The following is a 25,813-nucleotide window of genomic DNA, read 5'->3' on the forward strand; positions in this document are numbered from 1 at the left end:
CCGCCGTCCGGGTTCCCCCTCAGCCGCGCTTTTTCAGGAGTTTGAGCACCGCAGGCTCGGCCTCGTCGGGATCGGTGCGGCGGAACATCGGGTCATCCTCGCGATAGGCTTCGAGCAGTTCGGGATGGATGTACGACTGACGGCAGATGGTCGGCGTGTTGCCCAGCGCATCGGCGGCGCGCGCCACCGCCTCGCGGATCGCCTTTTCGGTGGGCGGGGACTGTTCCTGCTGGCGCAGCTCGCACAGCACCGAACAGGCGGTGACGGTGCCGCACCAGGTGCGGAAATCCTTGGCCGAAAAATCCTCGCCGCCGATCTCGCGCAGATAGGCGTTGATATCGTCCGAGGTGGCCGCGCGCAGTTCGTCGCCATCCCTGTACCGGAACAGCTGCTGGCCCGGCAGTTCCTGCAGGCCGCGCAGCACCTTGGCGACGCGCTTGTGGCGCAGGCTGACGTCCCATTTGCGCCCGCTCTTGCCGTTGAAGCGGAAGCGGATCTGCGAGGCCTCGAGCGCGACATGGCGGCAGTGCAGCGTGGTCAGGCCATAGGAGCGGTTCTGCTTGGCATAGAGCGCGTTGCCGATGCGGATCGCGGTGCAATCGAGCAGATGGATGATCGTCGCCATCACGCACGTGCGCGATGTTCCCTTCGACGAGATGTCCTTTTCCACCCGTTCGCGGATTGCGGGCAGCTTGGCGCCGAAACTGGCGAGCCGCGCGAACTTGGCCGCGTCCTGCCGCTCGCGATAGGCGGGGTGATAGCGATACTGCTTGCGCCCGCGCGCATCGCGTCCGGTCGCCTGGAGATGGCCATTGGGATCAGGGCAGATCCACACCTGCTCGTATGCGGGCGGGATGGCCAGGCTGTCGATGCGCTTGCGCACCGCCTTGTCACGGACCAGCCGGCCCTGGGCATCATGATAGCTGAAGCCCTTGCCGCGCCGCTTGCGGGTGATGCCGGGCATGTCGTCGGTGGTGAAGACCAGCGCGTCCGGCTCGCTCATGGAAAGATGGCACCGGCGCCGGGCAGATCACATGCCCTCATGGTCCTTGTCGCCTGCCAGATCGTCGCGCCCTGCGTTCTTGGCGGCATTGCCTTGCGCATCCTTCGGCCCGTAATAGCGGTTCTCGCTCTGTCCACCTTCGATGAAACCCCGTTTTTCGCCGCGCAATTCCTTGCCGGTATGCGGGTTGGGATAGGCGCCGCCGCCCGATTCCCCCGCACCGCCCTTGCCGGTCCGCGCTTTCATGTCGTCGGGGATACGCTTCTTGTCGGTCATGGCTCCGTCCTCATGGAAAATGAGCCGCCAAGGCTAGGCGCGGCAATTCGCGCAGGCGTTAACATAGGCGTGTGTGGACCGATGGCGGGTGCGCGACACAGGGTCTGAAGCCGCCCCCTCCCCGAATCGGCGGCCCCCATCGAGAGGAATACCCATGGCCCATTCACGAACGCACAATGGACGCACCCCCAATGGACAGGGCGGAAGCTCGATCCTGAGCAGCTCGGTCAAGGGCCTGCTGCTCACCGCAGGCGTGGCGGCGATCGCCAATATCGGCCGCAAGATGGCGGTCCAGGCCCCCACCGCCATGGCGCAGGACTGGTGCGAAGGGCTGATCAAGGAGCACAAGGCGACGCTGGCCGTGATCGACAAGCTCGAACAGCTCTCGCCCGACCAGAGCGAGCGCCGCGCGATGCTGCTGATGAACCTCAAGCACATGATCACCAAGCACGCGATGCAGGAAGAGAATGTCATCTATCCCGTGCTCGGCCAGGGGGGCGAGGGCGATGCGGCCAGGTCGCTCAACAGCGACCATGGCGAGGTCAAGGCGATGCTCTACGAGCTCGGCCATATGGACAAGGGCGATCCGGCGTTCAACGAAACGCTCGGCCGCCTGCGCGGCGCGCTCGAGGAGCATATGCGCCAGGAAGAGGACGAGCTGTTCCCCGCGCTGCGCGAGCGCCTGAGCGACGAGGAGAACAAGAAGCTCAGCCGCGAGATGAACATGGCCGGGCTGATCCTCGCCTGAGCCTGCCCGAAAAAGGAGTGAGAGATGGCCCAGAAGGAAAGCCGCGACGCGTTGCAGATGCTCGCCGACGACCACCGGACGGTGGAAGCGCTGTTCGAGAAATACGACAATGCGCGCGGCGAGGCGGCGCAGAAGAAGATCGTGCAGCAGATCTGCCAGGAGCTGACGATCCACGCGATGGTCGAGGAACAGGTCTTCTATCCCGGGATCCGCGAAGCGGTGGACGACGACATGATGGACGAGGCGCAGGTCGAGCATGACAGCGCCAAGACGCTGATCCTCTCGCTGCAGCAGGGTTCGCCTTCGGACGCCTATTATGACGCCAAGGTAAGCGTGCTGAAAGAGCAGGTCGAGCATCACGTCTATGAGGAGGAGCGCCAGCGCGGCAGCATCTTCGCGCAGGTACGCAAGGCGGAGATCGATCTGGTCGCGCTCGGCGCGCAGATGGCCGAACTGAAGCAGCAACTGCTGGCCCAGGCCAAGGCCGAAGGTCTGCCCCGGCCCGAACTGGTCGCGCTGGCGAGCTGAACGCACGGGCCGGGCATGACCGAAGCACCCGAACAGGACCGCGACGAACGTGTGGTGCCCGATTCCGCGCAGTTGACCGCGGCGGCGCGCGCTCTGCTGGCGATGCTCGACAGGATGGACTGGAAGCTGGCGACGGCGGAAAGTTGCACCGGCGGCTTCCTGTCGTCGCTGCTCACCGATGTCGAGGGACTGAGCCATTGCCTCGACCGGGGCTATGTCTGCTATTCGGTCGCGGCCAAGCACGACATGCTGGGCATCGACCCGGGGCTGATTGACGAGCAGGGCGCGGTGAGCGAACCGGTGGCGCGCGCGCTCGCCGAAAACAGCCTCTGTCTTGCCGACGCGCAGCTTTCGCTCGGCATTACCGGCTTTGCGGGATCGTCCGACCCTGACGAAAGCGAGGGCGCTGGCGTTGCCTATATCGGCGTCGCGGTGCCCGACCAGTCCTGGGTCTATCGTGTCGATTACGGCGAGCGGCCGCGGCGCGACATCCGCAACATGGTCACGCTGGCCGCGCTCGCGATCGGTCTGCGCACCGCGCGCGACCGGCGCGGTGACTAGTCGCTCGAATCGGTGCGCACCACCGCGAGCGCGACATCCTGTCCCGTCCCGCCCGCCAGCACGGTGAGCGTTCCGTCCTGCATCGTCTGGACCTGAGCGGTTTCCGCCTCTCCGGTCAGCGTGTTCACCTGGGTGACGCTGTAGACGCCGGGCTCGAGCCCCAGAATGTCGAGCGCAAAGGCATGGCCGCATTGCGCGCGGTTGGCCATCAGCACCACGACCGCCTGGCGGGCATCGCCGCATCCGCGGGCGAGCCCGTCGAATCCGGGCGCGCGCAGGCGCTCGCCGAGCGGCTGCCGGCGGAAGCTGCGCCAGTCGATCAGCGGCAGGAAGCGCGCGAGCACGCCCTGCGCCTGATGCATCGCGGGCAGCAGCACATGCGGATGGCGATAGGGCCAGCGCATTCCGCCGCCTGCGCCGCCGCTCGCCAGATGCGCCCATTGCATGCGGCGGAACAGTTCGGTGTCGAAATCATCTGGAAGCGTGATGTGCCGGTCCTTGAAGGCATGGATCGGGCCGTGCTCGGTATCGAGCAATGGCCGATCGACCGGGCATTGCTCGACCGCTGCCGTCATCAGCCGCGCGGTCGCCTCGGCTGGGGCGAGCGTGCCGCGCGGATGGTCGATCGTGCCCTTTTCGTACAGGTGCACGCTGGCGAAATCGAGCGAGGGGTGGCGGAAGATCACCTCGCCGAGCTCGGGGCGGAGCAGCAGGTTGGGGAGATAGACCGACACCGTCTGCGGATGGCTGCGGCCATGCACGCGCAGCTCCTCGGCCCGTAGCGCGGCCGAAACCTCGCCGACGAAATCGTGCACCGCCGCCATGTCGCCGCCGGCATAGAAGCTGTCGATCTCGTTCCACAGGTCCCAGCCGAACACCGCCTGGCTGTGCCCCCAGCGGCGGGTCGCGAACAGCAGCCGGTTGATGATCGCCGCGCGCGTGGCTTCGCAGGTGAACATGTGGCGCGGCGACTTGCACGGGCCCCCGGTCGCCTGCGCATAAGGGTGCGTCTTCCAGCGCCGCGCCATGAAGAAGGTGTCGAACGGGGTGAGCAGGAAGCGGATGTCGTGCCGCTCGCCCAGCTGGATGAGATCGTCCCACATCCGCACCATGGCCGGGCTGAAATGGCCGCAGCGGCTTTCCAGATGGCGGTGGCGGACCTGGTTGTAATCGAGCATCAGGCGCAGGCAATTGACGCCGCTCGCCTTCAGCGCGGCGAAATGCCGGTCGACCGATGCGACATCCTGCCGGCGATAGAGCGGCGCGAGATGCGGCCAGGTGATCGCCTCGTTATGCCCGACCGGCGCCCAGGCCGTGCCCGATTCGGTCTGGAAATACGGCGCGCCGCTCGCGCACCGCACCCAGTCCCGGTCGGGATGCGGGGCGGCGACGCGGCGGATCGCGGCGGGTTCGAGCTCGGTGACATGCTTCATTCGGCAGCCACCACGCCCAGGGTCGAAAGCGCGTCGAGCCGCCAGCGCGCATCGAGCCTGCGCCAGGTTGCCAGCGCCTGGCCGACGATCTGGTCCATGTTGTAATAGCGATAGGTGGCGAGCCGCCCGACAAAGGTGACGTCCGGGCAATCGCGCGCCAGCGCCGCATAGCGCCGGTACATGTCCTGCGCCGCGGCATTGGGCACGGGATAATAGGGATCGCCCTCGTCCGCCGGATATTCGCGCATGATGCTGGTCACCTCGGCCTGCTGCCCGGTCAGATGCTTGAACTCGGTGATGCGGGTAAAGGGTACGTCATAATCCGGATAGTTGACCGTCGCGACGGGCTGCGCCTGTTCCTGTTCCAGCGTCTCGTGCTCGAAGCGCAATGAACGATAGGGCAGGCGGCCGAGCCGGTGGTGGAAATATTCGTCGATCGGCCCGGTCCAGACCAGATGATCCCAGCTGATCGTCTCGGGCAGGTCGTCATAGCCCTGGCCGGTCAGCACGTCGATCTGCGGATGGTTCAGCATCCCCATGAACATCTTCGTATAGCCGTTGTCGGGCATGCACTGGTGCACATCGGTAAAATATCGGTCATCGGTATTGGTGCGCGCCGGCACGCGCGCCGCCACCGACTTGTCCAGTTCGCGCGGATCCACGCCCCATTGCTTGCGGGTATAGCCCTCGAAGAACTTGGCATAGAGGTCCTCGCCCACCTGCGACACCACGGTATCGCGCGAATTGCGTACCTCGCCGACATCGATCGCGACCGATTGCAGATAGGCGGCGGCGTCCTTCTCGGTCTCGAGGTTCAGGCCGTAGAGCGCATTGAGCGTTGTCCGGTTGATCGGCATGGGCACCAGCCGGTCGTCGACTGCTGCGAGCACGCGATGCTCATAGGGCCGCCAGCCGGTAAATCGCGAGAGATAATCGAGGATGTCGCGGCTGTTGGTGTGGAAGATATGCGGTCCGTACTTGTGCACCAGGATGCCCGCATCGTCATGATGGTCATAGGCATTGCCCGCTATATGGTCGCGCTTGTCGATCACCAGCACCGACTTGCCCGATCCCGCCGCGATCCGCTCGGCCATCACCGCACCGGCAAAACCCGCGCCGACGACGAGCACGTCATAATGACGCGCGCGATTGACGGCGCGCGCGCTCGAGATGCGCGCGACCTGCCGCGCGACAAGGCCATCCTGCAGCTGGCGCGCGATCCGGGCGACGGTGCCGTCCCAGCTCTTGTCGGCGAGGCACGTCTCCGCCTCGGCTCTCCAGGCGGCGCTGGTCCGCGAATCGGCGCTAAGCAGCGCTTCGCACGCGGACACGAACCCGCGCGCGTCCGCGGCGATGCGGATGCTGCCGAGCGTGCCATAGGTCGCGACGACATCGGCAATCGGGGTCGAGACCACCGGAAGCCCGCTCGCCATGTATTCGGGAGTCTTGGTCGGGCTGATATACCGGGTCGAGGCGTTGAGCGCGAACGGCATCAGCGCCACGTCCCAGTGCACCGCATAATCGGGCAGCTGCGCGTAATCGCGCCCGCCCAGCCAGTGGATATTGGCCGCGCGCGGCAGATCGTCGGGGCTGATCTTGACCACCGGGCCGATCATCACGAACGCCCAGTCGGGGCGCAGCGCCGCGAGTTCGGCGAGCAGCGCCAGGTCCATGCGCTCGTCGATCACGCCATAGAAGCCGAGGCGCGGACGCGGCAATGCTGCCTGGTCCTCGGGCTCTGCGGTGGTCGCGGCATCGCGCGCGAAATGTGCGATATCGACGCCCGAAGGATAGCAGTGGACGTTCGGATGACGGCTCCGCCGCGCCTCGTAGAGGCTGCGCCCGCCGCACAGCACCAGGTCGGCGCGCGCCATCAGGCTCGCCTCGCGCTGCGCGATATCGGCGGGCGCGAAGGCGAAATTGGCGAGCTCGTCCATGCAGTCATAGACGGTGAAATCGGGTTGCATCGCGGCGCTGAACGCCAGCATCATCGGGGTATAGTACCAGAAGACCAGCGGTCCGCGGTGGCCCGCGACCTCGGCCTCGAGCAAGGCGCCGAGCGCCCGATCGATGGCGGCGCCGTCAAGGCCTTCGGGCAGCACCGGAACCAGCCGCGTCACCCCGCCCTCGACGCTGCTGCGGTCGAGCCGGGGAGAATCGCACGCCGCATCGAAACGCGGTTCCTCCCAATAGGTCACGTCGAACTGGCTGGCGAGACGGGTCATGATGTGCTGCGGCCGCTGGAACACCAGGTCCCAGCGAAGGTGCGAGAAACAGACGATCACCGGGCGCACCGAGAGGGCAGGGGTCTGGCTGTGCTGGAACGGGCGGTGCATCGGGTATCTCCGGATCGAAGGTGGCCGCCGGTCCTGGAACGGACGGGCGTGTCGCTAGCGGACTGATCCGGCACCTAGCCGAGCGTGGCTCGCGGCAATCTTACATAGGTGAGGCCCCGCGATTCCGGCCAATTTGGCCGAACCTGACCCATGTTATTGGGGGCGGGCCGATCGAGGCCCAGCCTTGCGCCATCCTGCCGGGACACCCCGCCCCGGCCCTATGGAGCAACCGCCATGACCTATTTTCTCGGCTTTCCGCTGCTGCCTCTGTGGATCATGGGCGCGCCGTTGATCGGTGCGCTGATCACGCTCGCGCTGCCTGCGCCCCGGCACAACACCATCCCGCGCACGCTGCGCCGCGAAGAGCGGGTCGGCCATGCCGCCACCATGACGACGGCCCACCCCACGACCACGGCCACCTGATCTCGACGCCCCGGATCATCCCGGTCCGGGTTGCCCTTCGCCAAGGAAACCTGCATGTTCACCCATAACAAACGCCTGCAATATACCGTCCGCGTGTCCGAGCCGAACCCGGTGCTCGGCTCGCTGCTGCTCGAACAGTTCGGCGGCCCCGATGGCGAGCTCGCCGCGGCCATGCGCTATTTCACGCAAGGCCTCGCCGAGGAGGATCCCGGCCGCAAGGACATGCTGCTCGACATCGCCACCGAGGAGCTGAGCCATCTCGAGGTGATCGGCTCGATCGTCGCGATGCTCAACAAGGGGGCGAAGGGTGACCTTGCCGAAGCCGCGCTCGAGGAAGCGGACCTGTACCGGTCGCTCACCGCAGGCGGCAACAGCCATACCCAGGCGATCCTCTATGGCGGCGGCCCCGCGCTCACCAATTCGTCGGGCGTGCCATGGACCGCGGCCTATGTCGACTCGCGCGGCGACCCGACCTGCGACCTGCGCAGCAATATCGCTGCCGAATCGCGCGCCAAGATCGTCTACGAGCGGCTGATCAACGTGACCGACGATCCGGGCATCAAGGATGCGCTCGGCTTTCTGATGACGCGCGAGATCGCCCACCAGAAGTCGTTCGAGAAGGCGCTTTACACGATCGCGGACAATTTCCCGCCGGGCAAGCTTGGCGCGATGGGCGATTATGATTCGCTCTATGTCAACGCGTCGACTGGCCCCGGCGATACCGAAGGACCGTGGAACAGCGGCGACCAGTGGCAGCGGATCGACGATCTCGAGGCGCATGGCCCGGTCGATGGCGGCGACGGCACCGCCGAGGTCGAACTGCCCAAGGACCAGCTGCGCACCGTGCTGGCGATGGCCGAGCGCACCGCATCGGACCCCACGGTCGATCCGGTCACCGGTGCCGAACTCGGCATGAAGCAGGTCTGACCCTGTACTGACGATGCCAGGCTTGACCCCTCTCCACCCGGCCCACGCCCATGACTGAACTGGCGTCGGCACGCTGCAGCAGCCCGGCGCGATCGTCGGCAGCTCGGATGACACCAACGCCGCCAACACGCATGTCATCAAGGCGGGCAATCGCCTGCTGGCCTTGTGGGAGGCGGGCTCCGCCACCGCGCTCGATCCGGCCAGCCTCGAGACGCAGGGACAGGTCACCTTTCGCGACGATCTCAAGCACATGCCGTTCCTCGCGCATCCGCGCATCGAGCCCGATGGCCGCATCTGGAACATCGGATCGGGCGGCGCGGCGGTCTGTGTCTGGCGGCTGTCGAAGGACGGCGCGTTCGAGGCAGGCGAGGCGGTGAAGCTGCCGATGGCGAGCTATATCCACGATTTCACCGCGACCGCGCGGCATCTGGTGATCCTGTGCCAGCCCTGGATCGCGGGCGCGATGAAGCTGCCCTTCTCGAAGAGCCTGACCTGGCAGCCCGAGCTGGGATCGAAGGTGCTGGTGCTCGACAAGGACGACCTGTCGAAGGCCAGCGTGTTCGATCTGCCGCCGCTCTCCTTCTTCCATCTGGGCGATGCCTGGGAAGAGAAGGACGGCACGATCCGCTTCGACGGCTGCTTCCACAAGGACGTGACCTTTGCGGTCGAAGGCGCGCCGGGGCTGGTCGAGGGACGCTATGTCCATGTCGAGCGGCCCGAGCTCAACCTGGTCGCGCTGCACCCCGACGGCCGCGCCACGCTGACGCCCGCCGGGATTACCGCCGAATTCCCGCGCAGCGCGCCCGAGCTCGCCGGATTGCCCCGGTCGGCAACGGTGCATGTCGGCGGCTATGGCAGCAACCGCCCGTTCGCGCGCAGCGTCGGCAGCTGGGACTGGGTCAGGGGCCGCCATGACAGCTTCGATTTCGGAACGCGACATCTGGTCGAGGAATTCGTGCCCGCCGGACAGCATCACCTGATCGGCACCACGCTCAACCTCGATGCAAAAGCCACCGAACTTCACCTGTTCGATGCGCGCCGCATCGCCGATGGTCCAGTGGCGAGCTGGCGCAGCGACGTCGCGCTGCCGCTCAGCTTCCATGGCAGCTGGGTGGCCGCCTGATCGTCGCGATAAAGGTGGCCGGGCAGCGATGCGTGGGGTAGAGCCGTGCCATGTCCTCTGCCTTCATTGCGTTACAGCATCTGGTGCCGCAGCACGCCCTGACCCGGCTCGCCGGAAGGCTGGCGGCAAGCGAGAGCCCTTGGCTGCGCGATTCGATGATCCGCCGCTTCGCCGCCGCCTATGGTGTCGACATGGGCGAGGCGGCGCGCGGCTTCGGCCAGTTTGCCAGCTTCAACGACTTCTTCACCCGCGAGCTCAAGCCCGGCGCGCGACCGCTGGCGGATGCCGATCGGTTCATCCTCAGCCCGGCCGACGGCGCGGTCAGCCAGCTCGGGCCGATCCGCGATGGCCGGATCATCCAGGCCAAGGGGCGCGACTACAGCGTCGATGAACTGCTCGGTGGCCAGGGCGGCGACGCGCACCGGTTCGATGGCGGGCAGTTCGTCACGATTTACCTGAGCCCGCGCGACTATCACCGCGTGCACATGCCCGCTGCGGGCATGCTGCAATCGACCGTGTACCTTCCCGGCAAGCTGTTCTCGGTCAATCCGGGCACCGCTGCCGGGGTCGACCGGCTGTTTGCGCGCAACGAGCGGCTCGCCTGTCTGTTCGACGGCCCTGACGGCCTGTTCGCGAGCGTGATGGTCGGCGCGATGATCGTTGCAGGCATCGACACCGTCTGGCCGCACCGCTTTCACGACCACGAGACCAGCCCGGTCGCCGAGGATTTCACCGGCAGCCCCCATCGCTTCCAGGCTGGCGACGAGATGGGCCGCTTCTATCTGGGATCGACCGTGGTGCTGCTGTTCGAGCCGGGCCGTGTCGCCTGGCACGACGCGCTACAGCCCGGCGCGCCGCTGCGTATGGGCCAGGCGATCGGGGAGCGATTGTCGGGAATCTGAGGGGCCGCCTGAGCGGCGGAACCCTGGATGACTGGTGCGGTCAAGAAGACTCGAACTTCCACGGGCTTTCGCCCACAACGACCTCAACGTTGCGCGTCTACCAATTCCGCCATGACCGCACAGTCCAGCAATTCGCGGGGATTTCGGCCGTTTCTGAAGGCCCTGCCCGCGTGGCAGGCCGCGCCATTAGCAAAGCGCAACGCCCATAGCAACAAGGGAATCTTGCCAGCCTGCCAGCCGGTGCGCGCGATCAGTTGCGCTTGGCCCAGGCGATCTCGGCCGAGGTGGCCGAGCGCGGAACATCGACCATCGCCTGGCGAAAATCGGCCGACTGGCCCGGCTCCAGCTTCTCGACCGGCGGGTTGATGATCCAGTTGAACACCACCCGGTCCTGCGCATCGCGCAGCACCACCAGCATCGGCGGCACGTCCTGCGCACGCTGGCTCAGGTTCCTGATCGTGCCCGAGGCGCTGAAATATTCGGTGCCGTTGGGAAGCGTGCGCCGTTCCTGCTTCCTGGGCGGGAAATCGATCACCAGATCGGGCTCGACCTCGGCAAAGGGCAGGCTGGCATCGGCGATGAAACCGGGCAGACCGAAGGTCTGGATGGCGACAGCGGCGCCCGACGCGACCAGCGCGAAGGCGACCGCGCCGATCATCCACAGCTTGGCAGGGTTGCGGCGCGGGCGGAACGGCGGTTCGTGGTTGAAGCTGCTCGGCCGGTCGGCCAGCGCATCATCGGCATAGCTCGCCACGATCGGGCGGCTGAGCGCAGGCGCTGCGGGCTTCGGTTCGGGTTCGACCGGGGCCGGCGCCGCCGCCGGTGCGGCGGATGCGGCAGGCACCGGTGCAGGCGCTGGCTGGGGCGCAGGTTCTGCGACGGGGGCCGGAGTCGGCGCCGGCGCAGGAACGTCCGGACCATGCTGGAACCAGCTGTGCCCGCATTTGGCGCAACGCACCGATCGTCCATCGATACCGATGGCGCTGTCGGGAACCGCATAGCGGGTGTTGCACGCAGGGCACGCAATAATCATGGCGTTTCTAACCATGATGGGCGAATCGCCGCAAGGGGCTTGCGCCGCCTGCCCATGGGGTGACCCCATGTTTTCCACTGCTGATTGCGCCCAAGGCCGGTTTTTCAACGGCTTGACGTCAAGCGAGCGGGATTTGGCAGTGCGGGTGACGCCAAGGTGCGCATTCCCATTGCCTGTTTGGCCCGCGCCGCGCTATCGCCGCTGCATGAGCGCCCCGCAGATGGCCCCTTCGGTCGAAAGCATCGTCCAGTTCGAGAATGTGGGGCTGCGCTATGGCACCGGGCCAGAGGCGCTGATCGACCTTTCGTTCACGCTGTTCTCTGGCCAGTTCTATTTCCTCACCGGGCCGTCGGGCGCGGGCAAGTCCTCGCTGCTCAAACTGCTCTATCTCGCGCAGCGCCCCAGCCGCGGCATGATCCGGCTGTTCGGCAGCGACCTCATGACGCTGGCGCGCGACCGGCTGCCGGGCTTCCGCCGCCGCATCGGCGTCGTGTTCCAGGATTTCCGGCTGGTGCCGCACCTGTCCGCGTTCGACAATATCGCGCTGCCGCTGCGCATCGCCGGCATGCGCGACCAGGATATCGCGACACCGGTGCGCGAGATTCTCGACTGGGTGGGATTGAGCGCGCGCGGCGATGCCCTGCCCGCGACGCTTTCGGGCGGCGAGCAGCAGCGTGTCGCCATCGCGCGCGCGGTCATCACCCGGCCCGACATTCTCGTGGCGGACGAGCCGACGGGCAATGTCGATCCCGACATGGCGGTCAAGCTGCTCCGGCTGTTCGAGGCGCTCAATCGCATGGGCACGACGATCATCGTCGCGACGCACGACGTGCACCTGATGACGCGGATCAAGCGCGCGCAGATGATGCGGCTGGAAGCGGGGCGTCTGTCCGACCCCACCGGCGCGCTGCGCTATCCGCCGCGCCCCTCGGATATGACCGGCTGGGCCGACAAGGCACCGCAGCAGGGCGAGCCGCGCCGATGATCGGCGCGCTCTTCCCCACCGGCCACGATCGCCGGCTGATCCCGCAGGCGCGCCTCACTGGGCCGATGCCCTGGGTGATCGCGGTGATGCTGTTCCTCACGCTGCTCGCCGCCGCCGCCGCGCTGGCGCTGGGCAGCGCCGCGCGGCAGATCAACGCCGATCTGGCCGGGCGCGCGACGGTGCAGATCGTCAATGCCGATGGCGACGCACGGCAGAAACAGGCGCTGGCGGCCGAGGCGCTGCTCCGTTCCGACCGCGCGGTGGCGAGCGTCACCCAGGTGAGCGAGGCCGAGGTCCGCGCGCTGCTGACGCCATGGCTGGGCAGCGGCGCGACGAGCCGCGACATCCCCCTGCCCGCGCTGATCGACGTCGATTTTCGCGCGCAGGCCGATGGCGCCACGCTGACCCGGCTGCGCCGCGCGATGCAACCCGTTGCACCCGATGCGCGGATCGATGCGCATGGCCAGTGGCTGAAACCGGTGTTCGATCTGATCGCGACGCTGCGCTGGCTGGCGATCGCGCTGGTCGCGCTGCTTGCCCTCGCGACCACCGCCTCGGTCATGCTCTCGGCGCGCAGCAGCTTTGCCGCGCATGCCGACACGATCGACATCATGCACCTGCTCGGCAGCACGCACCAGCAGATCGCGCGGCTGTTCCAGCGGCGCATCGCGCTCGATGCCGCCTTGGGCGCGCTGATCGGCTGCTTGCTCGCTGCGCCGGTGCTGTGGATGCTTGGGCGCGCCGCGGCGCGGCTCGATTCGGGGCTGGTCTCCGCCGGATCGTTCGGCCCGGTCGACTGGCTGCTGCTTGCAACTGTGCCGATAGCGGGTATTGCGCTGGCTGTATTCACCGCGCGGGTGACGGTGCTCGGCGCGCTCAGGAAGAAGCTGTGATCGTTCGCCTGTTGTCATCGGTGCTGCTGGCCTGGATCCTGGGCTTTGCCTGGTTTGCGATCCTGCTGCCGCAGCCATTGGGCGACCAGCAGACCGATGCCGTCGTCGTGCCGACCGGCGGCCCGCTGCGCATCGACCGCGGACTGGAGGCGCTGCGCAACAAATGGGCCGAGCGCATGCTGATTTCGGGCGTCGATCGCGATGTCCGCCCCGCCGAACTGAGCGCGCAATATCCGGGATCGGTGGCGCTGTTCGACTGCTGCGTCGATCTGGGCTTCCGCGCCTATGACACGCGCTCGAACGGGCTGGAAACCGCGCGCTGGGCCAAGCAGCGCAAGGTGAAATCGGTGCGGCTGGTCACCACCGACTGGCACATGCGCCGCGCCGAATACGAGCTGCACCGCGCGCTGCCCGACGATATCGCCATCTATCCCGATGCGGTCGCGAGCAAGCCCAGCCTGATGACGCTGTGGCGCGAGTATAACAAGCTGGTGCTGCGCGTCATCGCCGGACTGTTCGGGGTCTGATCATGGCGCGCACGCTGCTGGCCATCCTCCGGTCGATCCTGTTCACCATCGCCTTTTACGGCGGATCGGTGTTCATCGTCATCATCGCCTTCATCATCCTGCCCTTTTCGCGCCACCGGCTGCAGAGCATGGCGCGCGGCTGGGGCATGTATCATTATTGCTGCGCCCGGACGTTTCTCGGTATCCGCGTGCGCATCGAGGGGCCGATACCGCAGGGCCAGGTGCTCTATGCGATCAAGCACGAGAGCTTTTTCGAGACGATCGAGCTGCTGCGCATCTTCAACCGGCCTGCCGTCGTCGCCAAGATCGAGCTGTCGCGCATTCCCTTGTGGAGCCATATCGCGCGCACCTATGGCATGATCTTCATCGACCGCGCGGGCGGCGCGGTGGCCTTGCGAAACATGATGGCCGAGGTGCGCCGCTTCGTCGCGGAGGGGCGCTCGATCGTCATCTACCCCGAAGGCACCAGCACCCCGCCGGGCGAGCAGCCGCCGCTCCAGGCGGGCTTTGCCGGGCTGTACAAGCTCGCCAAGCTGCCGGTGGTGCCGATCGCGCTGGCAAGCGGGCATCTCTATCCCCGGCGCGGCTTCATCAAGCGCCCCGGCATCATCGTCTATCGCTTCGGCGAGATGATCCCCGCAGGGCTGTCGCGCGAGGAGATCGAGGCGCGGGTGCACAAGGCGATCAACGAGCTGAACGTGGTCGAGCGGGGCTGAAGGTTCTTCCCCTGCCCCTTTCCATCGTCACCCCCGCGCAGGCGGGGGTCCCGCTGCCTTGAACGTTCGCACTTGAAGCGGGATTCCTGCGTTCGCGGGAATGACAGCTTAAATATTTGTAATAATTAGATAGTCGAGATTGCCATAGCGGATGGTCACGCTGCCGCTGCGCTGGTTGGCCTCGGCGCTGATCTTGACCTTGAGGCCGAGCAGATCTTCCAGATGCCGCTCGACCGCCTCGATATCGGCATTGCTGCCTTCGGATGCTCCCCCGGCGCGCGGCTTGCCGCCCGACTTGCCCCCGGCATCACTGCGCGCGCGGCGCACGAGCTTCTCGACCTCGCGCACCGAAAGCCCGCGATCGACCACTTCGGCGGCGATCGCCTCGGCATCAGGCACGTTGATCAGCGCGCGGGCATGGCCCATGCTCAGGCTCTTGTCGGCCACCATCTTGAGCACCGGCTGCGGCAGCGCGAGCAGCCGCATCAGGTTGGCGATATGGCTGCGCGACTTGTCGACCATGCGGGCGACCTCGACCGGCGAATAGCCTTGATCGCCGACCAGCCGCTGATAGGCCTCGGCCTCCTCGACCGGGTTCAGGTCCTCGCGCTGGATATTCTCGATCAGCGCCAGCGCCAGCGTGTCGGGGTCGCTAAGTTCGCGAACGATCGCCGGGATCTCGTGCAGCCGCGCGCGCTGCGCCGCGCGCCAGCGGCGTTCGCCGGCGACCAGCTCGTACCCGCCGCCCTTGCGCGGGCGGACGATGACCGGCTGGATCACCCCGCGCTGCGCGATCGAGCGCGCCAGATCGTCGAGCGCTTCCTCGTCGAAATAGCGGCGCGGCTGGCCGGGATGCGGACGGATGTCGGCGAGCGGCAATGTGCGCAGCCCGGTGGTCGTGCTGGCCTGGCCCTCGCCGCCCTCGTCGCGCCGCGCCAGCGGTTCCTCGCGTCCCACCTCGCCGAGCAGCGCGTTGAGCCCGCGCCCCAGACCCGTCGGACGCTTGCGCCCCAGCGCCTTGGCGATATCGGGCAGACCGCTATTGTCTTCGGCCATCAGGCTGCTTCCTCTTCCAGGCGCGGCATGCGGGTGATGAATTCGCGTGCGAGCGCGATATAGGCTTCCGAGCCGACGCAGCGATGATCGTAGATCAGCGCCGGCATGCCGTGGCTCGGCGCTTCGGAAAGCCGCACATTGCGCGGGATGACGGTGTCGAACACGAGCCGTCCGAGCACCGCGCGAACATCATCCGATACCTGGTCGGTCAGGCGGTTGCGGCGGTCATACATGGTCAGCACCACACCGATGATCGACAGATCCGGATTGAACCGCTGCTGCACCCGTTCGACCGTCTGCAGCAGCTGACTCAGTCCCTCGAGCGCGAAGAACTCGCATTGCAGTGGCACCAGCACCTGGTCGGTCGCAACGAGCGCATTGAGCGTCAGCAGCCCGAGCGAGGGCGGGCAGTCGATCAGACACACCTGCCAGCGATCCCCGGGGGCACCGTCCATCGCAGCCTTGAGCCGGTGCGTGCGCATTTCCAGATCGACCATCTCGATCTCGGCGCCTGAAAGATCGACGGTCGCCGGAATCACGTCGAGCCCCGGGATCTGCGTCGGCACGCAGCATTGCGCGAGCGAGCTTTCGTTGGTCAGCAGGTCATAGCTCGAGAATTCGCGATCGTTGCGCGCGATGCCGAGCCCGGTCGAGGCATTGCCCTGCGGGTCGAGATCGATCAGCAGCACCGACAGGCCCGTCGCTGCGAGCGCCGTCGCGAGGTTGATCGCGGTCGTGGTCTTGCCCACCCCGCCTTTCTGATTCGCGACCGCAATGCGGATCATGACTTGCTCCTGTGTCTGCGCTCGGTCTTGCGGCGCGGCGCCTTCGGGCTTTCCAGCGGCGTCACGCATCCCGTTCCGACGAGAATCGCGGCATCGGCATCGGTGAGGCTCTGTTCCACGTGGAACAGTTTCTGCCACGGCGCAGCGATGCTTTCCAGTTCCCTGCGCGCGTTGCGCCCCTTTGGCAGCAGCCAGCGTGTGTTTTCTGTGGAAAAACGGCCCGCGCCTTCGAGCAGGCGCGCCAACGGGGCAAAGGCGCGCGCGGATATGTAATCGGCAGCAAAGCTCTCGACCTTGTCGAGTGCGCGGCCTGCAACCCCCACCCTGCCCCGCAACCCGAACCGGTCGATGGCTCTGTTGAGATAGCCGATTCGCAGCGCTCGCGATTCGACCAGCGTCACCCGACATGGTGCGAGCAGTGCAATGACCAATCCAGGAAACCCCGCCCCACTGCCGAGATCGACCCAATGCTCATCCGGCTGCGGCTCGGCAAAGCGCAGCAGCTGCGCGCTATCGGTGATGTGCCGCTGCCACATCGAAGCGAGCGTGGCAGCAGAGACAAGGTTCTGGTGCTTCGCCTCGTCCGCGACGAAGGCGGCGAGCGCATCGAGCCGATCCATTGTTTCACGTGAAACACCGGGCAGCGCGGCGACCCAGGCGCGCGCCTCTTCCTCGCTATGCAGGATCATGCGGCGCGCTTGCGGGCGTGGACAAGAATGGCGGCGAGCGCCGCCGGGGTCACACCGCGCACGCGTCCGGCCTCGGCCAGCGTCTCGGGCCGCGCCAGATCGAGCCGCTCGACCATCTCGTTCGAAAGACCGGTGATCGCGCGATAATCGATATCGGCACCGAGCAGCACCTTCTCGTTGGCGCGCAGATCACGCAACTCGGCGTCCTGCCGGGCAAGATAAGGCGCGTAAACCGCATCCTCCTCGATCTCGGCGCACAGGTCGTCGGGCAGCGCAGCCATCTCTGTGGGCAGCAGCGGCGCGAGCGAGGCAAGATCGATCGCGGGAAATCGCAGCCAGTCATACAGGCTCTGGCGGCTTCCATCCGCCTTGACCGGCAGGCCGAGCGCGGCAAGCTCGGTGCAGCTCGCCTGGCGCTCGAGCGCCGAGAGAGCCGCCGCCTTGGCCGACTGACGCTGTTCGAACCAGCGCTGACGCTCCTCGCCCACCGCACCATTGGCGATGGCCATTGCCGTCAGCCGGTCGCCAGCATTGTTGGCGCGCAGCCTCAGCCGATACTCGGCGCGCGCGGTGAGCATGCGATAAGGTTCGGTCACCCCCTGCAGCACCAGATCGTCGATCATGACGGCAAGATAGCTGCTCGCGCGATCGGGCAGCGCGATATCGCGGCCGAGCACTGCGCCGGCCGCCGCCATGCCTGCGACCAGTCCCTGTGCCGCGGCTTCCTCGTACCCGGTGGTGCCATTGATCTGGCCCGCGCAATAGAGGCCGGGGATCGCGCGCACCTCGAGACGATGGTCGAGCGCGCGCGGATCGATATGATCATATTCGACCGCATAGCCCGGCACGACGATCTCGGCGCGTTCGAGACCTGCCATGCTTCGCACGAAGGCGAGCTGCACATCGGTGGGGAGCGAGGTCGAGATGCCGTTAGGATAGACGAGATGCGTATCCAGCCCTTCGGGCTCGAGGAAGACCTGGTGCCCGTCGCGGTCACCGAAGCGGTGGATCTTGTCCTCGATCGAGGGGCAGTAGCGCGGCCCCTGCGCACCGATCGCGCCACTGAACAGCGGCGAGCGATCCAGATTGGCGCGGATGATGTCATGCGTCTGCTGGCTGGTGCGGGTGATGGCGCAGAAAACCTGCGGCACCGTGCGCCGCTCGCTCAGCGGCGACATCGTCCAGACCTCGCCATCGCTCGGTTGTTCGTCGAGCTGTGCCCAGTCGATGGTGCGCCCATCGATGCGCGGCGGCGTGCCGGTCTTGAGCCGCGCCATCGGAAGATCGGCCGCGCGCAACTGCTGCGCCAGCAGGCTCGCGCCGGGCTCGCCGATGCGGCCGCCTTCGAGCCGCTCCTCGCCGCGGAACAGACGCCCGCCCAGGAAGGTCCCCGTCGCCAGCACCACGGCGCGCGCGACAATCGCACTGCCATCGGCCAAATCGACACCCATTACCCGGCCCTGCTCGAGCCGCAGCGCCGCGACCTCGCCCTCGACTGTCGACAGGTTCTGCTGCGCGGCCAGCATCGCCTGGATCGCCGCCTTGTAGAGCTTGCGATCGGCCTGGACGCGCGGGCCCTGCACCGCGCTACCCTTCGAGCTGTTGAGCATGCGATAGTGAATCGCGGCCTGGTCCGCCGCGCGCGCGATCAGCCCGTCGAATGCATCGACCTCGCGCACCAGATGACCCTTGCCGAGCCCGCCGATCGCCGGATTGCACGACATCGCGCCGCCAGCGGGAAGGGAAAGGTTCATTTCCCGATGCAGAACGCCCCGAACAGCGCGTCGAGCATGTCTTCCACATGCGTGCGGCCGAGCAGCTGGTCGAGCGCATGCCGTGCGAGCCGCAGACCTTCGGCGCGGAGCAACAGGTCGGATTGCACTTCGGCTCCGTGGAGAGCGGAGGCGCATTCCCACAGCAGCCGGTGCTGGCGCGCATTGAGCGCGACGTCGTTGCTCGCAGGAAGGAGCGTCCGCGCCGTCTCGATCAGATCGGCGACCAGCGCCTCCAACCCTTCGCCCGTCCTGGCGGACAGCCGATGCCTCGCTGAGCGCCTTGTTTCACGTGAAACACCGCCCCGGTCGATCTGCGCTTCGATCTCCCAGAGCCGGGGATGATCCGGGCCCTCGCCCTCGTCTCCCAGCCACAGGACGATATCCGCGCCCGCCATCGCCTGTTGCGCGCGCACGATCCCGATGCTCTCGATCTCCTCGGCGCCCTCCTCGCGCAGCCCGGCGGTATCGGTCAGCAAGAAGGGAATTCCGCCAAGCGCCACCGGCGCTTCGATGACGTCGCGCGTGGTGCCGGCGATGTCCGATACGATTGCCGCCTCGCGCTGCAGCAAGGCGTTGAGCAATGTGGACTTGCCCGCATTGGGCGGTCCGGCGAGCACAACGCGGATGCCGTCGCGCAGCCGCTCGGCGCGCGGACGCGCCAGCGTCAGGTCGATCTCGCCCGCCAGCGCGCTAATCCCCTCGCCCACCGCATCAACGGCATGCTCGGGCACATCGTCCTCATCGGAGAAGTCGAGCTCGGCCTCGACCAGCGCGGAGAGCCTGAGCACCTCGCGCCGCCACGTCTCGACCTGGCGCGACAGGTGCCCGCTCGCCATGCGGATGGCGGCGACGCGCTGCGCCTCGGTCTCGGCGAACAGCAGATCGGAAAGCCCTTCGGCCTCGGCCAGGTCCATGCGCCCGTTGAGGAATGCCCGGCGGGTGAACTCGCCCGGCTCCGCCAGCCGCAGTCCCTCCATTGCCGACAGCCCGGCCTCGACCGCGCGCACCACCGCCCTGCCCCCGTGCAGATGCAGTTCGGCCAGATCCTCGCCCGTGGCCGTGTCCGGACCGGGAAACCAGAGGACAAGCGCTCGGTCCAAAATATCGTTCGATGCGGGATCGCGCAGGGTCCGCAATGAAGCGCGGCGCGGTTCGGGCAGCGCACCAACAAGCGCCGCCAGCGCCGCACCGGCATCGGGCCCGCTGATCCGGATGATCGCCAGCGCGGCGGGGGGTGCGCCGCTCGACAGCGCATAGATCGTCGCACCCGCCGTCATGGTCTAATGAAGGGGAAGGTCAGTCCGAGGACTTCTTGCCGCTTGCTCCCGCGGCCGCGGCGTCCATGATCTGCTGGAAAAAGCGCAGCCCCATTTCGCCCATCGGCGCGATGTTCTTGGCGATGTTCTGCAGTTGGTCGACATTGCTGGTGCCCTTCATCGCATTGACGACACCATCGACATAGGTCCGGTTGACATCCGACACATCGGGTAGCCCCATGAACCGGCGCATTTCTTCGGGGGAACAATCGACTTCGATATTCACTTTCATGCGCTTCGATCCTCTCTTGGCACAAAGGCCCCCCGGCCCCTAATTGCCGCTTACCAGCCCCGCTAAAGTGGGTATAAATCCGACTCAAATCAATCGAATTGATGATGGAGAGCAATATGGCTTCGACGCACAGCATCCCGACTTTCGACCATGACGGCAATTTCGATGCCTATGTCGCCGCGCCCGAAGGGAGCCCCAAGGCCGCGATCATCGTCATCCAGGAGATTTTCGGCGTCAATCCGGGCATCCGCAAGAAATGCGACGACTGGGCGGCGCAGGGCTATCTCGCGGTCGCGCCCGACCTGTTCTGGCGCATCAAGCCCGGCATCGAGCTCGACCCCGATGTCGAGGCCGAGCTGCAGGAGGCGTTCGGCTATTTCGGGCAATACGATCCCAATGACGGGGTCAAGGATATCGAGGCGACGATCCGCGCAATCCGTTCGGGAATCGGCGGGCTGGACGGTGTCGCCAAGGTCGGCGCGGTGGGCTACTGCCTCGGCGGACGGCTCGCCTATATGACCGCGGCGCGCACCGATGTGGACGCCAGCGTGGGCTATTATGGCGTGATGATCGACCAGATGCTCGGCGAATCGCATGCGATCGCCAATCCGTTGATGCTGCACATCCCCACCGCCGATCATTTCGTCGGACACGAGGCGCAGGCGGCGATCCATGCCGGGCTCGACGATCACCCCAAGGTCACGCTGCATGATTATGAAGGGCTCGATCACGGCTTTGCCGCCGAGATGGGCAACCGCCGCGACGAGGCCGGAGCGCAGCTCGCCGACAGCCGCACCGCCGCCTTTTTTGCGGAGCATCTGGCATGAGCGTCGCTGAGGCCGGAATCGCCGCCTGGCATGATTACATGCACGGCGGCTCGGATCCCGAGAAGCTCAAGGCCATGCTGGCGGACGACGCGGTGTTCCATTCGCCGGTCGTCCACACCCCGCAGGAAGGCAAGGCCAAGGTCTTCGCCTATCTGCATGCGGCGTCGCACGTGCTGGGCAATGACAGCTTCCATTATGTCCGCGAGATCGTCGATGGCGACACCGCCGTGCTCGAATTCGCGCTGGTGCTCGACGGCATCGAGGTCAACGGCGTCGACATGGTACGCTGGAATGCCGACGGCCAGATCGAGGACTTCAAGGTGATGGTGCGGCCGTTGAAGGCGATCAACAAGGTCTGGGAGAAAATGGGCGAGATGCTGGCCAAGGCGGGATAGGCTTTTTCAGCCAGCTTCGTCATTCCCGCGCACGCGGGCACCCCGCTTCGGCGCTTCGGTTCGGAGGAAGCGGGACCCCCGCCTTCGCGGGGGTGACGGGGATAATTAACCTTATCGGTTATTTTCCTGGCAACAGATAGCCGATGATCGCCTTGCGGTTCTCGGCCGAGCGCAGGCCGAAAAAGCCCATCTGGTTGCCGGGGACCAATGCTTCGGGATCGGTGAGAAAGCGGTCGAGCAGTTCGGGGGTCCAGCGCGGGTTCGTGGCCGCGAAGGCCTTGAAAGCCTTGGAATAGACGAAGGTCTTGTCGCCCGCGACCGGGCGCTGGCCGAGGCGGTGGAGATTGGGTCCGCTCAGCCCCGTTTCGCCCTTCTGAACCGAATGGCAGCTATAGCAGCGCTGGAACGCGCGCTCACCCGCCTGGTTCGTCGCTTGCGCCATCGCGGAGGATGGCAGCGACGCCGCCAGCAGCGCCAGTGACCATCGCCAACTCACTTGTCGGTCCGGATGACCATCAGCCGCTCGGTGCCCGATTCGGGCAGGAACACCTCGCCCTTGCGGCCCAGGATCTGGCGGACATTCGCCCCCTCGCCGCTGCCGGGATAGCGCGCGACGAATTGCTGGCTGCGCGGATCGAATACCCGGGTCGAATTGTCGCCGAAATCGCTCACCCAGACCATGTCGCGCTCGTCGACATAAACGGCATAGGCCTTGGGTGCGGTTCCGGGCAGCTTCCAGGTCTTCCAGCCCTTGTTCGAAGGCCGGTAGCGATAGAGCTCGCCGCTGTTCCAGCCGGTGATCCACAGATCGCCCTTGCTGTCGGCCCAGACGCGGCGAAGCCCTGCGTCTTTCGTGGGCGGCTCGATCACGCTGATCTCCCCGGTGGCGCTGTCGATACGCGCGAGATGGCTGCCCGCGAGCGAGACATACCAGACATTGCCATCGGGGGCGGTGGCGATGCCATAGGGGCCGCGGCCCTTGGGATCCTTCCAGACCTGCACCTTGCCGTCGCGCGCGCTGACCCGGCCGTAAATCCCGTTTTGTCCGGTGAACCAATGCGTGCCCTGGCCGTCGAAGGCGCCGGTGTTGAGGTTGGTATAGCCGGTGTCCGCGGGCAGCTTCCAGACGTCGAGCTTGCCGCCCGCAGGGTTGTAGCGAACGATCGCGTTCTGCCCGCCATCGGTGATCCAGGCCATGCCGTCGGGCCCCTGGATGACCCCGTGCGGGGCCGAGTCCGGGCCGAGCGGAACCTGCACCACCTGGCCGGTCACCGGATCGAGAATGCCCAGCGCGCCCTGTTTCTGCGCGGTGTACCAGATCTTGCCGTCGGGCGCGGGCGCCACATCGTGCGGGCGCGAGCCCTTGGGAAGCTCGAACAACCGGACATGGCGTCCGATCTCGGCCGAGGCGGCAATCTGCGCCTTCTCCCTGGCGGTGGCTGCAATCGGCGTGCTGGCGAGCACGGCGAGCGAAACGGCAACGGCGCCCAGTCTGATCATGCAAAAATCCTCCCCGACCGATGTTGCGATCCTATCAGGGATCAAACACCGGTGGAGAGGAAATGTTGCGCGTTATAGGACGGTCAGCTGAACAGCGTCACCACGCCGACGCCGGGATCGACAAAGCCGTCATAGATCATCTTGCCCGCGACATAGAGGATCACAGCCAGCCCGATATAGGCGATCCAGCGATAGCGCTCGATATATTTGGCGATGAAATTGGCCGCGATGCCCATCAGCGCGACTGACAGGATCAGACCGACGATGAGGATGCCGGGATGCTCGCGCGCCGCGCCCGCGACCGCGAGCACGTTGTCGAGGCTCATGCTGACATCGGCCACGGCGACCGCCCAGGCAGCGGCCGCAAAGCTCTTGGCGGGCTTGACGCCGCTATGCTCGTCGCCCTCGACCTCGGGCGAACCGCCGGCCGGGCCCGCCGGTTGCAGTTCACGGTACATTTTCCACGATACCCACAGCAGCAGCAGCCCGCCGGCGAAGATCAGGCCGACAATCTGCATCAGCTGGGTGACGACCAGCGCGAAGGCGATACGCAGCACCAGAGCGGCGATGATGCCGATCAGGATCACCTTGCGGCGCTGGTCCGCGGGCAGGCCCGCCGCCAGCGCGCCGACGACGATCGCATTGTCGCCCGCCAGCAGCACGTCGATCATCAGCACCTGGCCAAAGGCGGCCAGCGCGGAGGGGGAGCCGATGTTCGAGAAATCGGCGACGATATGGTTCCACAATTCCATCATGATGGGTGTCGTAGCCCTTGGCGGTTACTGGTTCATCGAATCGAAAAAGTCTTCGTTGGTCTTCGAATCCTTCATCTTGTCGAGCAGGAACTCCATCGCATCGATGGTGCCCATCTGCATCAGGATGCGGCGCAGCACCCACATCTTGGAAAGGATGTCCTTTTCCACCAGCAGTTCCTCCTTGCGCGTGCCGGACTTTCCGACATCGAGCGCGGGGAAGATACGCTTGTCGGCGACCTTGCGATCCAGCACGATTTCGCTGTTGCCGGTGCCCTTGAACTCTTCGAAGATGACCTCGTCCATGCGGCTGCCGGTATCGATCAGCGCGGTGGCGATGATCGAGAGCGAACCGCCTTCCTCGATGTTGCGCGCCGCGCCGAAGAAACGCTTGGGACGCTGCAGCGCGTTGGCATCGACACCGCCGGTCAGCACCTTGCCCGACGAGGGGACGACGGTGTTGTACGCGCGGCCGAGGCGCGTGATCGAGTCGAGCAGGATGACGACATCCTTCTTGTGCTCGACCAGGCGCTTGGCCTTCTCGATGACCATCTCGGCGACCTGGACGTGGCGCTGCGCGGGCTCGTCGAAGGTCGAGCTGATGACCTCGCCCTTCACGCTGCGCTGCATGTCGGTGACTTCTTCCGGGCGCTCGTCGATCAGCAGCACGATCAGGAAGACTTCGGGATGGTTGTCGGTGATCGCCTTGGCAATATTCTGCAGCAGCACGGTCTTGCCGACGCGCGGCGGCGCGACGATCAGCGCGCGCTGGCCCTTGCCTTGCGGCGAGACGATGTCGATGACCCGCGCCGACTTGTCCTTGACCGTGGGGTCGAGCGTGTCGAGCCGCAGCTTCTCGTTCGGATAGAGCGGGGTCAGGTTGTCGAAATTGACGCGGTGACGCACGACATCGGGATCGTCGAAATTGACCGCGGTCAGCTTGGTCAGCGCGAAATAGCGCTCGCCATCGCGCGGCGCGCGGATTTCGCCCTCGACCGTGTCGCCGGTGCGCAGGCCGAAGCGGCGCACCTGGTTTGGCGAGACATAGATGTCGTCGGGCCCGGCGAGATAGTTTGCCTCGGGGCTGCGCAGGAAACCGAAACCGTCGGACAGCACCTCGATGGTGCCCAGACCCATGATCTGCTCGCCGTCTTCGGCGAGTTCCTTGAGGATCGCGAACATCAGGTCCTGGCGGCGGAGCGTCGATGCGCCCTCGACGCCCAGCTCTTCGGCCATGGTGACGAGTTCGGCGGGGGTTTTCTGCTTGAGTTCTTTGAGATGCATGAGGTGCAGGATTCCGTGGGAAGGGTGCCGCCAACAATCGCAACGCGGCAGTCTGGAAAGAGATGCGGGACGCCCAACCGGTAATCCGGTCACTGATGAAGCGGGTCGTCGAAGGTCCCGGACGGGACGCCAGCGGAAATAGGCGGAGGCCGCGCAAAAGTCAATCGGGCCTGCGATGAGACGACAGACTCACCTCTCCCCTCCCGCATGCGGGAGGGGTGGCCGAAGGCCGGGGTGGGCCTGACCACCCGTGGTGCTCCTATCCCACCCCGGCCCGGAAGACCGGGCCTGCCCCTCCCCAAGGGGAGGGGAGAAGGGGATCAGAACGGCTTCACGATCACCAGGATCACGATCACCGCGGCAGCGATGCCCGGGACCTCGTTGATCAGCCGCAACTGCTTGCCGGTCAGCTTGCGCTCGCCCTTGGCCAGTTTCCGCGCATAGCCGATCATCCAGCCATGATAGCCGCTGAGCAGAAGCACGAAGAGCAGCTTGGCGTGCAGCCAGCCGGCGGTCCACCAGTTGCCCTGGCTGGCCAGGACCAGCCCCAGCACCCAGACGATGATCAGCGAGGGGTTGAGGATGATCTTCCTGAGCTTGGACTCGCGGTCGATCCAGCGCGTCGCCTCGGGCGAACCGTGCTCGGCCTCCTGGTGGTAGACCAGGAAGCGCGGCATCATGAACAGGCCGGCCATCCAGAAGATGACGAAGATGAGATGCGCCGCTTTCAGCCAGAGATAAAGCATGGAGAGAACATAATCCGTTGTCAGAAGAAGCTCGTTCATGGG

General features: G+C 66.3%; 29 protein-coding genes, 1 tRNA gene and 1 pseudogene. 13 read left to right on the forward strand and 18 right to left on the reverse strand.

The window, feature by feature from the left end; genetic code table 11:
- Positions 1-19: 19 nt before the first annotated feature.
- Together DM995_RS11580 and DM995_RS11585 are read right to left on the reverse strand one after the other, a co-directional pair.
- Entirely contained in the window at positions 20-1,003 is a 984-nt protein-coding gene (locus DM995_RS11580; RefSeq protein WP_116969525.1) for a DNA topoisomerase IB, read from the reverse strand.
- 27 nt (positions 1,004-1,030) lie between these two features.
- Positions 1,031-1,279 carry a hypothetical protein gene (locus tag DM995_RS11585; RefSeq protein WP_116969526.1) on the reverse strand — a complete coding sequence of 83 codons (249 nt, stop codon included), beginning with the start codon at positions 1,277-1,279 and terminating at the stop codon, positions 1,031-1,033.
- Between the two features lie 154 nt (positions 1,280-1,433).
- Between DM995_RS11585 and DM995_RS11590 the strand changes: the two genes are divergently transcribed.
- From DM995_RS11590 to DM995_RS11600, 3 genes are read left to right on the forward strand one after another with little or no spacing between them, the layout of a single operon-like run.
- Positions 1,434-2,027 (forward strand): hemerythrin domain-containing protein, encoded by a 594-nt coding sequence (locus DM995_RS11590; protein WP_116969527.1) that lies wholly within the window; start codon positions 1,434-1,436, stop codon positions 2,025-2,027.
- Positions 2,028-2,051: 24 nt separating this feature from the next.
- Positions 2,052-2,555 (forward strand): hemerythrin domain-containing protein, encoded by a 504-nt coding sequence (locus tag DM995_RS11595; protein WP_023836818.1) that lies wholly within the window; start codon positions 2,052-2,054, stop codon positions 2,553-2,555.
- Positions 2,556-2,570: 15 nt separating this feature from the next.
- Positions 2,571-3,116, forward strand: a complete 546-nt coding sequence (locus DM995_RS11600) for a CinA family protein (protein ID WP_116969528.1) — start codon at positions 2,571-2,573, stop codon at positions 3,114-3,116.
- Here the strand turns inward: DM995_RS11600 and DM995_RS11605 are convergent.
- Both DM995_RS11605 and glf read right to left on the reverse strand, forming a co-directional pair.
- On the reverse strand, positions 3,113-4,549 hold the full coding sequence (locus DM995_RS11605) for a glycoside hydrolase 5 family protein (RefSeq protein ID WP_116969529.1): 1,437 nt from the start codon (positions 4,547-4,549) through the stop codon (positions 3,113-3,115). The genes DM995_RS11600 and DM995_RS11605 overlap by 4 nt on opposite strands.
- Positions 4,546-6,885: a UDP-galactopyranose mutase gene (gene glf, locus DM995_RS11610; protein ID WP_232824343.1), complete on the reverse strand. Its 2,340-nt coding sequence runs from the start codon at positions 6,883-6,885 to the stop codon at positions 4,546-4,548. The genes DM995_RS11605 and glf overlap by 4 nt, the downstream gene beginning before the upstream one ends.
- Positions 6,886-7,119: 234 nt before the next feature.
- Between glf and DM995_RS11615 the strand changes: the two genes are divergently transcribed.
- From DM995_RS11615 to asd, 4 genes are all read left to right on the forward strand, one after another.
- Positions 7,120-7,308 (forward strand): hypothetical protein, encoded by a 189-nt coding sequence (locus DM995_RS11615; protein WP_023836814.1) that lies wholly within the window; start codon positions 7,120-7,122, stop codon positions 7,306-7,308.
- A gap of 54 nt (positions 7,309-7,362) precedes the next feature.
- Positions 7,363-8,235 (forward strand): manganese catalase family protein, encoded by an 873-nt coding sequence (locus DM995_RS11620; protein WP_031317716.1) that lies wholly within the window; start codon positions 7,363-7,365, stop codon positions 8,233-8,235.
- Positions 8,236-8,326: 91 nt separating this feature from the next.
- Positions 8,327-9,358, forward strand: coding sequence for a carotenoid oxygenase family protein (locus tag DM995_RS11625; protein ID WP_286164961.1), 1,032 nt, complete (start codon positions 8,327-8,329; stop codon positions 9,356-9,358).
- 50 nt (positions 9,359-9,408) lie between these two features.
- Entirely contained in the window at positions 9,409-10,260 is an 852-nt protein-coding gene (asd, locus tag DM995_RS11630; protein WP_116969531.1) for an archaetidylserine decarboxylase, read from the forward strand.
- 32 nt (positions 10,261-10,292) lie between these two features.
- On the opposite strand, the gene DM995_RS11635 is transcribed toward asd, so the two are convergent.
- From DM995_RS11635 to DM995_RS22775, 3 genes and pseudogenes are all read right to left on the reverse strand, one after another.
- Positions 10,293-10,379, reverse strand: a tRNA-Leu gene (locus DM995_RS11635).
- A gap of 131 nt (positions 10,380-10,510) precedes the next feature.
- On the reverse strand, positions 10,511-11,104 hold the full coding sequence (locus DM995_RS11640) for an FxLYD domain-containing protein (protein WP_232824499.1): 594 nt from the start codon (positions 11,102-11,104) through the stop codon (positions 10,511-10,513).
- Between the two features lie 93 nt (positions 11,105-11,197).
- A pseudogene (locus DM995_RS22775) lies at positions 11,198-11,362 on the reverse strand (MJ0042-type zinc finger domain-containing protein); the annotation flags it as partial.
- Between the two features lie 136 nt (positions 11,363-11,498).
- Here DM995_RS22775 and ftsE point away from each other — a divergent pair.
- The 4 genes from ftsE to DM995_RS11660 are packed head-to-tail and all read left to right on the forward strand — an operon-like array spanning position 11,499 to position 14,414.
- Complete coding sequence (gene ftsE / locus DM995_RS11645; protein ID WP_023836914.1) at positions 11,499-12,278, forward strand: cell division ATP-binding protein FtsE; 780 nt, start codon at positions 11,499-11,501, stop codon at positions 12,276-12,278.
- The gene (locus tag DM995_RS11650; RefSeq protein ID WP_116969533.1) at positions 12,275-13,171 is read left to right on the forward strand and encodes a cell division protein FtsX; all 897 of its coding nucleotides are present in this window, start codon (positions 12,275-12,277) and stop codon (positions 13,169-13,171) included. The genes ftsE and DM995_RS11650 overlap by 4 nt, the downstream gene beginning before the upstream one ends.
- A complete protein-coding gene (locus DM995_RS11655) occupies positions 13,168-13,698 on the forward strand; it encodes a YdcF family protein (protein ID WP_023836916.1) in 531 nt (176 codons plus the stop codon). The genes DM995_RS11650 and DM995_RS11655 overlap by 4 nt, the downstream gene beginning before the upstream one ends.
- Before the next feature lie 2 nt (positions 13,699-13,700).
- Complete coding sequence (locus DM995_RS11660) at positions 13,701-14,414, forward strand: lysophospholipid acyltransferase family protein (RefSeq protein WP_023836917.1); 714 nt, start codon at positions 13,701-13,703, stop codon at positions 14,412-14,414.
- A gap of 108 nt (positions 14,415-14,522) precedes the next feature.
- Here the strand turns inward: DM995_RS11660 and DM995_RS11665 are convergent, their stop codons facing one another.
- Genes DM995_RS11665 through DM995_RS11690 form a run of 6 tightly spaced genes read right to left on the reverse strand, consistent with a single transcriptional unit; the run spans position 14,523 to position 20,267 of the window.
- Complete coding sequence (locus DM995_RS11665; RefSeq protein ID WP_116969535.1) at positions 14,523-15,470, reverse strand: ParB/RepB/Spo0J family partition protein; 948 nt, start codon at positions 15,468-15,470, stop codon at positions 14,523-14,525.
- Complete coding sequence (locus DM995_RS11670; RefSeq protein WP_116969536.1) at positions 15,470-16,255, reverse strand: ParA family protein; 786 nt, start codon at positions 16,253-16,255, stop codon at positions 15,470-15,472. The genes DM995_RS11665 and DM995_RS11670 overlap by 1 nt, the downstream gene beginning before the upstream one ends.
- Entirely contained in the window at positions 16,252-16,944 is a 693-nt protein-coding gene (rsmG, locus tag DM995_RS11675) for a 16S rRNA (guanine(527)-N(7))-methyltransferase RsmG (RefSeq protein WP_116969537.1), read from the reverse strand. Before rsmG ends, DM995_RS11670 begins: the two co-directional genes overlap by 4 nt.
- Positions 16,941-18,698: a tRNA uridine-5-carboxymethylaminomethyl(34) synthesis enzyme MnmG gene (gene mnmG / locus DM995_RS11680; RefSeq protein ID WP_232824345.1), complete on the reverse strand. Its 1,758-nt coding sequence runs from the start codon at positions 18,696-18,698 to the stop codon at positions 16,941-16,943. Before mnmG ends, rsmG begins: the two co-directional genes overlap by 4 nt.
- Positions 18,695-19,996 (reverse strand): tRNA uridine-5-carboxymethylaminomethyl(34) synthesis GTPase MnmE, encoded by a 1,302-nt coding sequence (gene mnmE / locus DM995_RS11685; protein ID WP_116969538.1) that lies wholly within the window; start codon positions 19,994-19,996, stop codon positions 18,695-18,697. The genes mnmG and mnmE overlap by 4 nt, the downstream gene beginning before the upstream one ends.
- 19 nt (positions 19,997-20,015) lie before the next feature.
- Positions 20,016-20,267: a DUF6489 family protein gene (locus tag DM995_RS11690; RefSeq protein ID WP_023839432.1), complete on the reverse strand. Its 252-nt coding sequence runs from the start codon at positions 20,265-20,267 to the stop codon at positions 20,016-20,018.
- 116 nt (positions 20,268-20,383) lie between these two features.
- On the opposite strand from DM995_RS11690, the gene DM995_RS11695 reads away from it, so the two are divergent.
- Together DM995_RS11695 and DM995_RS11700 are read left to right on the forward strand one after the other, a co-directional pair.
- Positions 20,384-21,094 (forward strand): dienelactone hydrolase family protein, encoded by a 711-nt coding sequence (locus tag DM995_RS11695; protein WP_116970434.1) that lies wholly within the window; start codon positions 20,384-20,386, stop codon positions 21,092-21,094.
- On the forward strand, positions 21,091-21,489 hold the full coding sequence (locus DM995_RS11700; RefSeq protein ID WP_116969539.1) for a nuclear transport factor 2 family protein: 399 nt from the start codon (positions 21,091-21,093) through the stop codon (positions 21,487-21,489). Before DM995_RS11695 ends, DM995_RS11700 begins: the two co-directional genes overlap by 4 nt.
- A 118-nt stretch (positions 21,490-21,607) precedes the next feature.
- Here the strand turns inward: DM995_RS11700 and DM995_RS11705 are convergent, their stop codons facing one another.
- The 5 genes from DM995_RS11705 to DM995_RS11725 form a co-directional block, all read right to left on the reverse strand.
- Positions 21,608-21,931, reverse strand: a complete 324-nt coding sequence (locus tag DM995_RS11705; RefSeq protein WP_116969540.1) for a c-type cytochrome — start codon at positions 21,929-21,931, stop codon at positions 21,608-21,610.
- 50 nt (positions 21,932-21,981) lie between these two features.
- Entirely contained in the window at positions 21,982-22,989 is a 1,008-nt protein-coding gene (locus DM995_RS11710; RefSeq protein ID WP_232824346.1) for a Vgb family protein, read from the reverse strand.
- A gap of 83 nt (positions 22,990-23,072) precedes the next feature.
- Positions 23,073-23,744 carry a TerC family protein gene (locus tag DM995_RS11715; protein WP_023839437.1) on the reverse strand — a complete coding sequence of 224 codons (672 nt, stop codon included), beginning with the start codon at positions 23,742-23,744 and terminating at the stop codon, positions 23,073-23,075.
- Positions 23,745-23,768: 24 nt separating this feature from the next.
- On the reverse strand, positions 23,769-25,025 hold the full coding sequence (rho, locus tag DM995_RS11720; protein ID WP_023839438.1) for a transcription termination factor Rho: 1,257 nt from the start codon (positions 25,023-25,025) through the stop codon (positions 23,769-23,771).
- Positions 25,026-25,345: 320 nt separating this feature from the next.
- A complete protein-coding gene (locus DM995_RS11725; RefSeq protein WP_116969541.1) occupies positions 25,346-25,810 on the reverse strand; it encodes a CopD family protein in 465 nt (154 codons plus the stop codon).
- Positions 25,811-25,813 lie beyond the last annotated feature (3 nt).

This window comes from Blastomonas sp. UPD001 (assembly GCF_003426715.1).
Taxonomy (GTDB): Bacteria; Pseudomonadota; Alphaproteobacteria; order Sphingomonadales; family Sphingomonadaceae; genus Blastomonas.

Coding starts and splice junctions, on each gene's coding strand:
- DM995_RS11620 (WP_031317716.1), top strand. CDS start 7,363: ATGTTCACCCATAACAAACGCCTGCAATATACCGTCCGCGTGTCCGAG.
- DM995_RS11690 (WP_023839432.1), bottom strand. CDS start 20,267: ATGAAAGTGAATATCGAAGTCGATTGTTCCCCCGAAGAAATGCGCCGG.
- DM995_RS11650 (WP_116969533.1), top strand. CDS start 12,275: ATGATCGGCGCGCTCTTCCCCACCGGCCACGATCGCCGGCTGATCCCG.
- DM995_RS11605 (WP_116969529.1), bottom strand. CDS start 4,549: ATGAAGCATGTCACCGAGCTCGAACCCGCCGCGATCCGCCGCGTCGCC.
- glf (WP_232824343.1), bottom strand. CDS start 6,885: ATGCACCGCCCGTTCCAGCACAGCCAGACCCCTGCCCTCTCGGTGCGC.
- rsmG (WP_116969537.1), bottom strand. CDS start 16,944: ATGATCCTGCATAGCGAGGAAGAGGCGCGCGCCTGGGTCGCCGCGCTG.
- rho (WP_023839438.1), bottom strand. CDS start 25,025: ATGCATCTCAAAGAACTCAAGCAGAAAACCCCCGCCGAACTCGTCACC.
- DM995_RS11595 (WP_023836818.1), top strand. CDS start 2,052: ATGGCCCAGAAGGAAAGCCGCGACGCGTTGCAGATGCTCGCCGACGAC.
- DM995_RS11700 (WP_116969539.1), top strand. CDS start 21,091: ATGAGCGTCGCTGAGGCCGGAATCGCCGCCTGGCATGATTACATGCAC.
- DM995_RS11710 (WP_232824346.1), bottom strand. CDS start 22,989: ATGATCAGACTGGGCGCCGTTGCCGTTTCGCTCGCCGTGCTCGCCAGC.
- DM995_RS11705 (WP_116969540.1), bottom strand. CDS start 21,931: ATGGCGCAAGCGACGAACCAGGCGGGTGAGCGCGCGTTCCAGCGCTGC.
- DM995_RS11715 (WP_023839437.1), bottom strand. CDS start 23,744: ATGATGGAATTGTGGAACCATATCGTCGCCGATTTCTCGAACATCGGC.
- ftsE (WP_023836914.1), top strand. CDS start 11,499: ATGAGCGCCCCGCAGATGGCCCCTTCGGTCGAAAGCATCGTCCAGTTC.
- mnmG (WP_232824345.1), bottom strand. CDS start 18,698: ATGAACCTTTCCCTTCCCGCTGGCGGCGCGATGTCGTGCAATCCGGCG.
- DM995_RS11615 (WP_023836814.1), top strand. CDS start 7,120: ATGACCTATTTTCTCGGCTTTCCGCTGCTGCCTCTGTGGATCATGGGC.
- mnmE (WP_116969538.1), bottom strand. CDS start 19,996: ATGACGGCGGGTGCGACGATCTATGCGCTGTCGAGCGGCGCACCCCCC.
- DM995_RS11725 (WP_116969541.1), bottom strand. CDS start 25,810: ATGAACGAGCTTCTTCTGACAACGGATTATGTTCTCTCCATGCTTTAT.
- DM995_RS11670 (WP_116969536.1), bottom strand. CDS start 16,255: ATGATCCGCATTGCGGTCGCGAATCAGAAAGGCGGGGTGGGCAAGACC.
- DM995_RS11580 (WP_116969525.1), bottom strand. CDS start 1,003: ATGAGCGAGCCGGACGCGCTGGTCTTCACCACCGACGACATGCCCGGC.
- DM995_RS11660 (WP_023836917.1), top strand. CDS start 13,701: ATGGCGCGCACGCTGCTGGCCATCCTCCGGTCGATCCTGTTCACCATC.
- asd (WP_116969531.1), top strand. CDS start 9,409: ATGTCCTCTGCCTTCATTGCGTTACAGCATCTGGTGCCGCAGCACGCC.
- DM995_RS11665 (WP_116969535.1), bottom strand. CDS start 15,470: ATGGCCGAAGACAATAGCGGTCTGCCCGATATCGCCAAGGCGCTGGGG.
- DM995_RS11600 (WP_116969528.1), top strand. CDS start 2,571: ATGACCGAAGCACCCGAACAGGACCGCGACGAACGTGTGGTGCCCGAT.
- DM995_RS11695 (WP_116970434.1), top strand. CDS start 20,384: ATGGCTTCGACGCACAGCATCCCGACTTTCGACCATGACGGCAATTTC.
- DM995_RS11590 (WP_116969527.1), top strand. CDS start 1,434: ATGGCCCATTCACGAACGCACAATGGACGCACCCCCAATGGACAGGGC.
- DM995_RS11585 (WP_116969526.1), bottom strand. CDS start 1,279: ATGACCGACAAGAAGCGTATCCCCGACGACATGAAAGCGCGGACCGGC.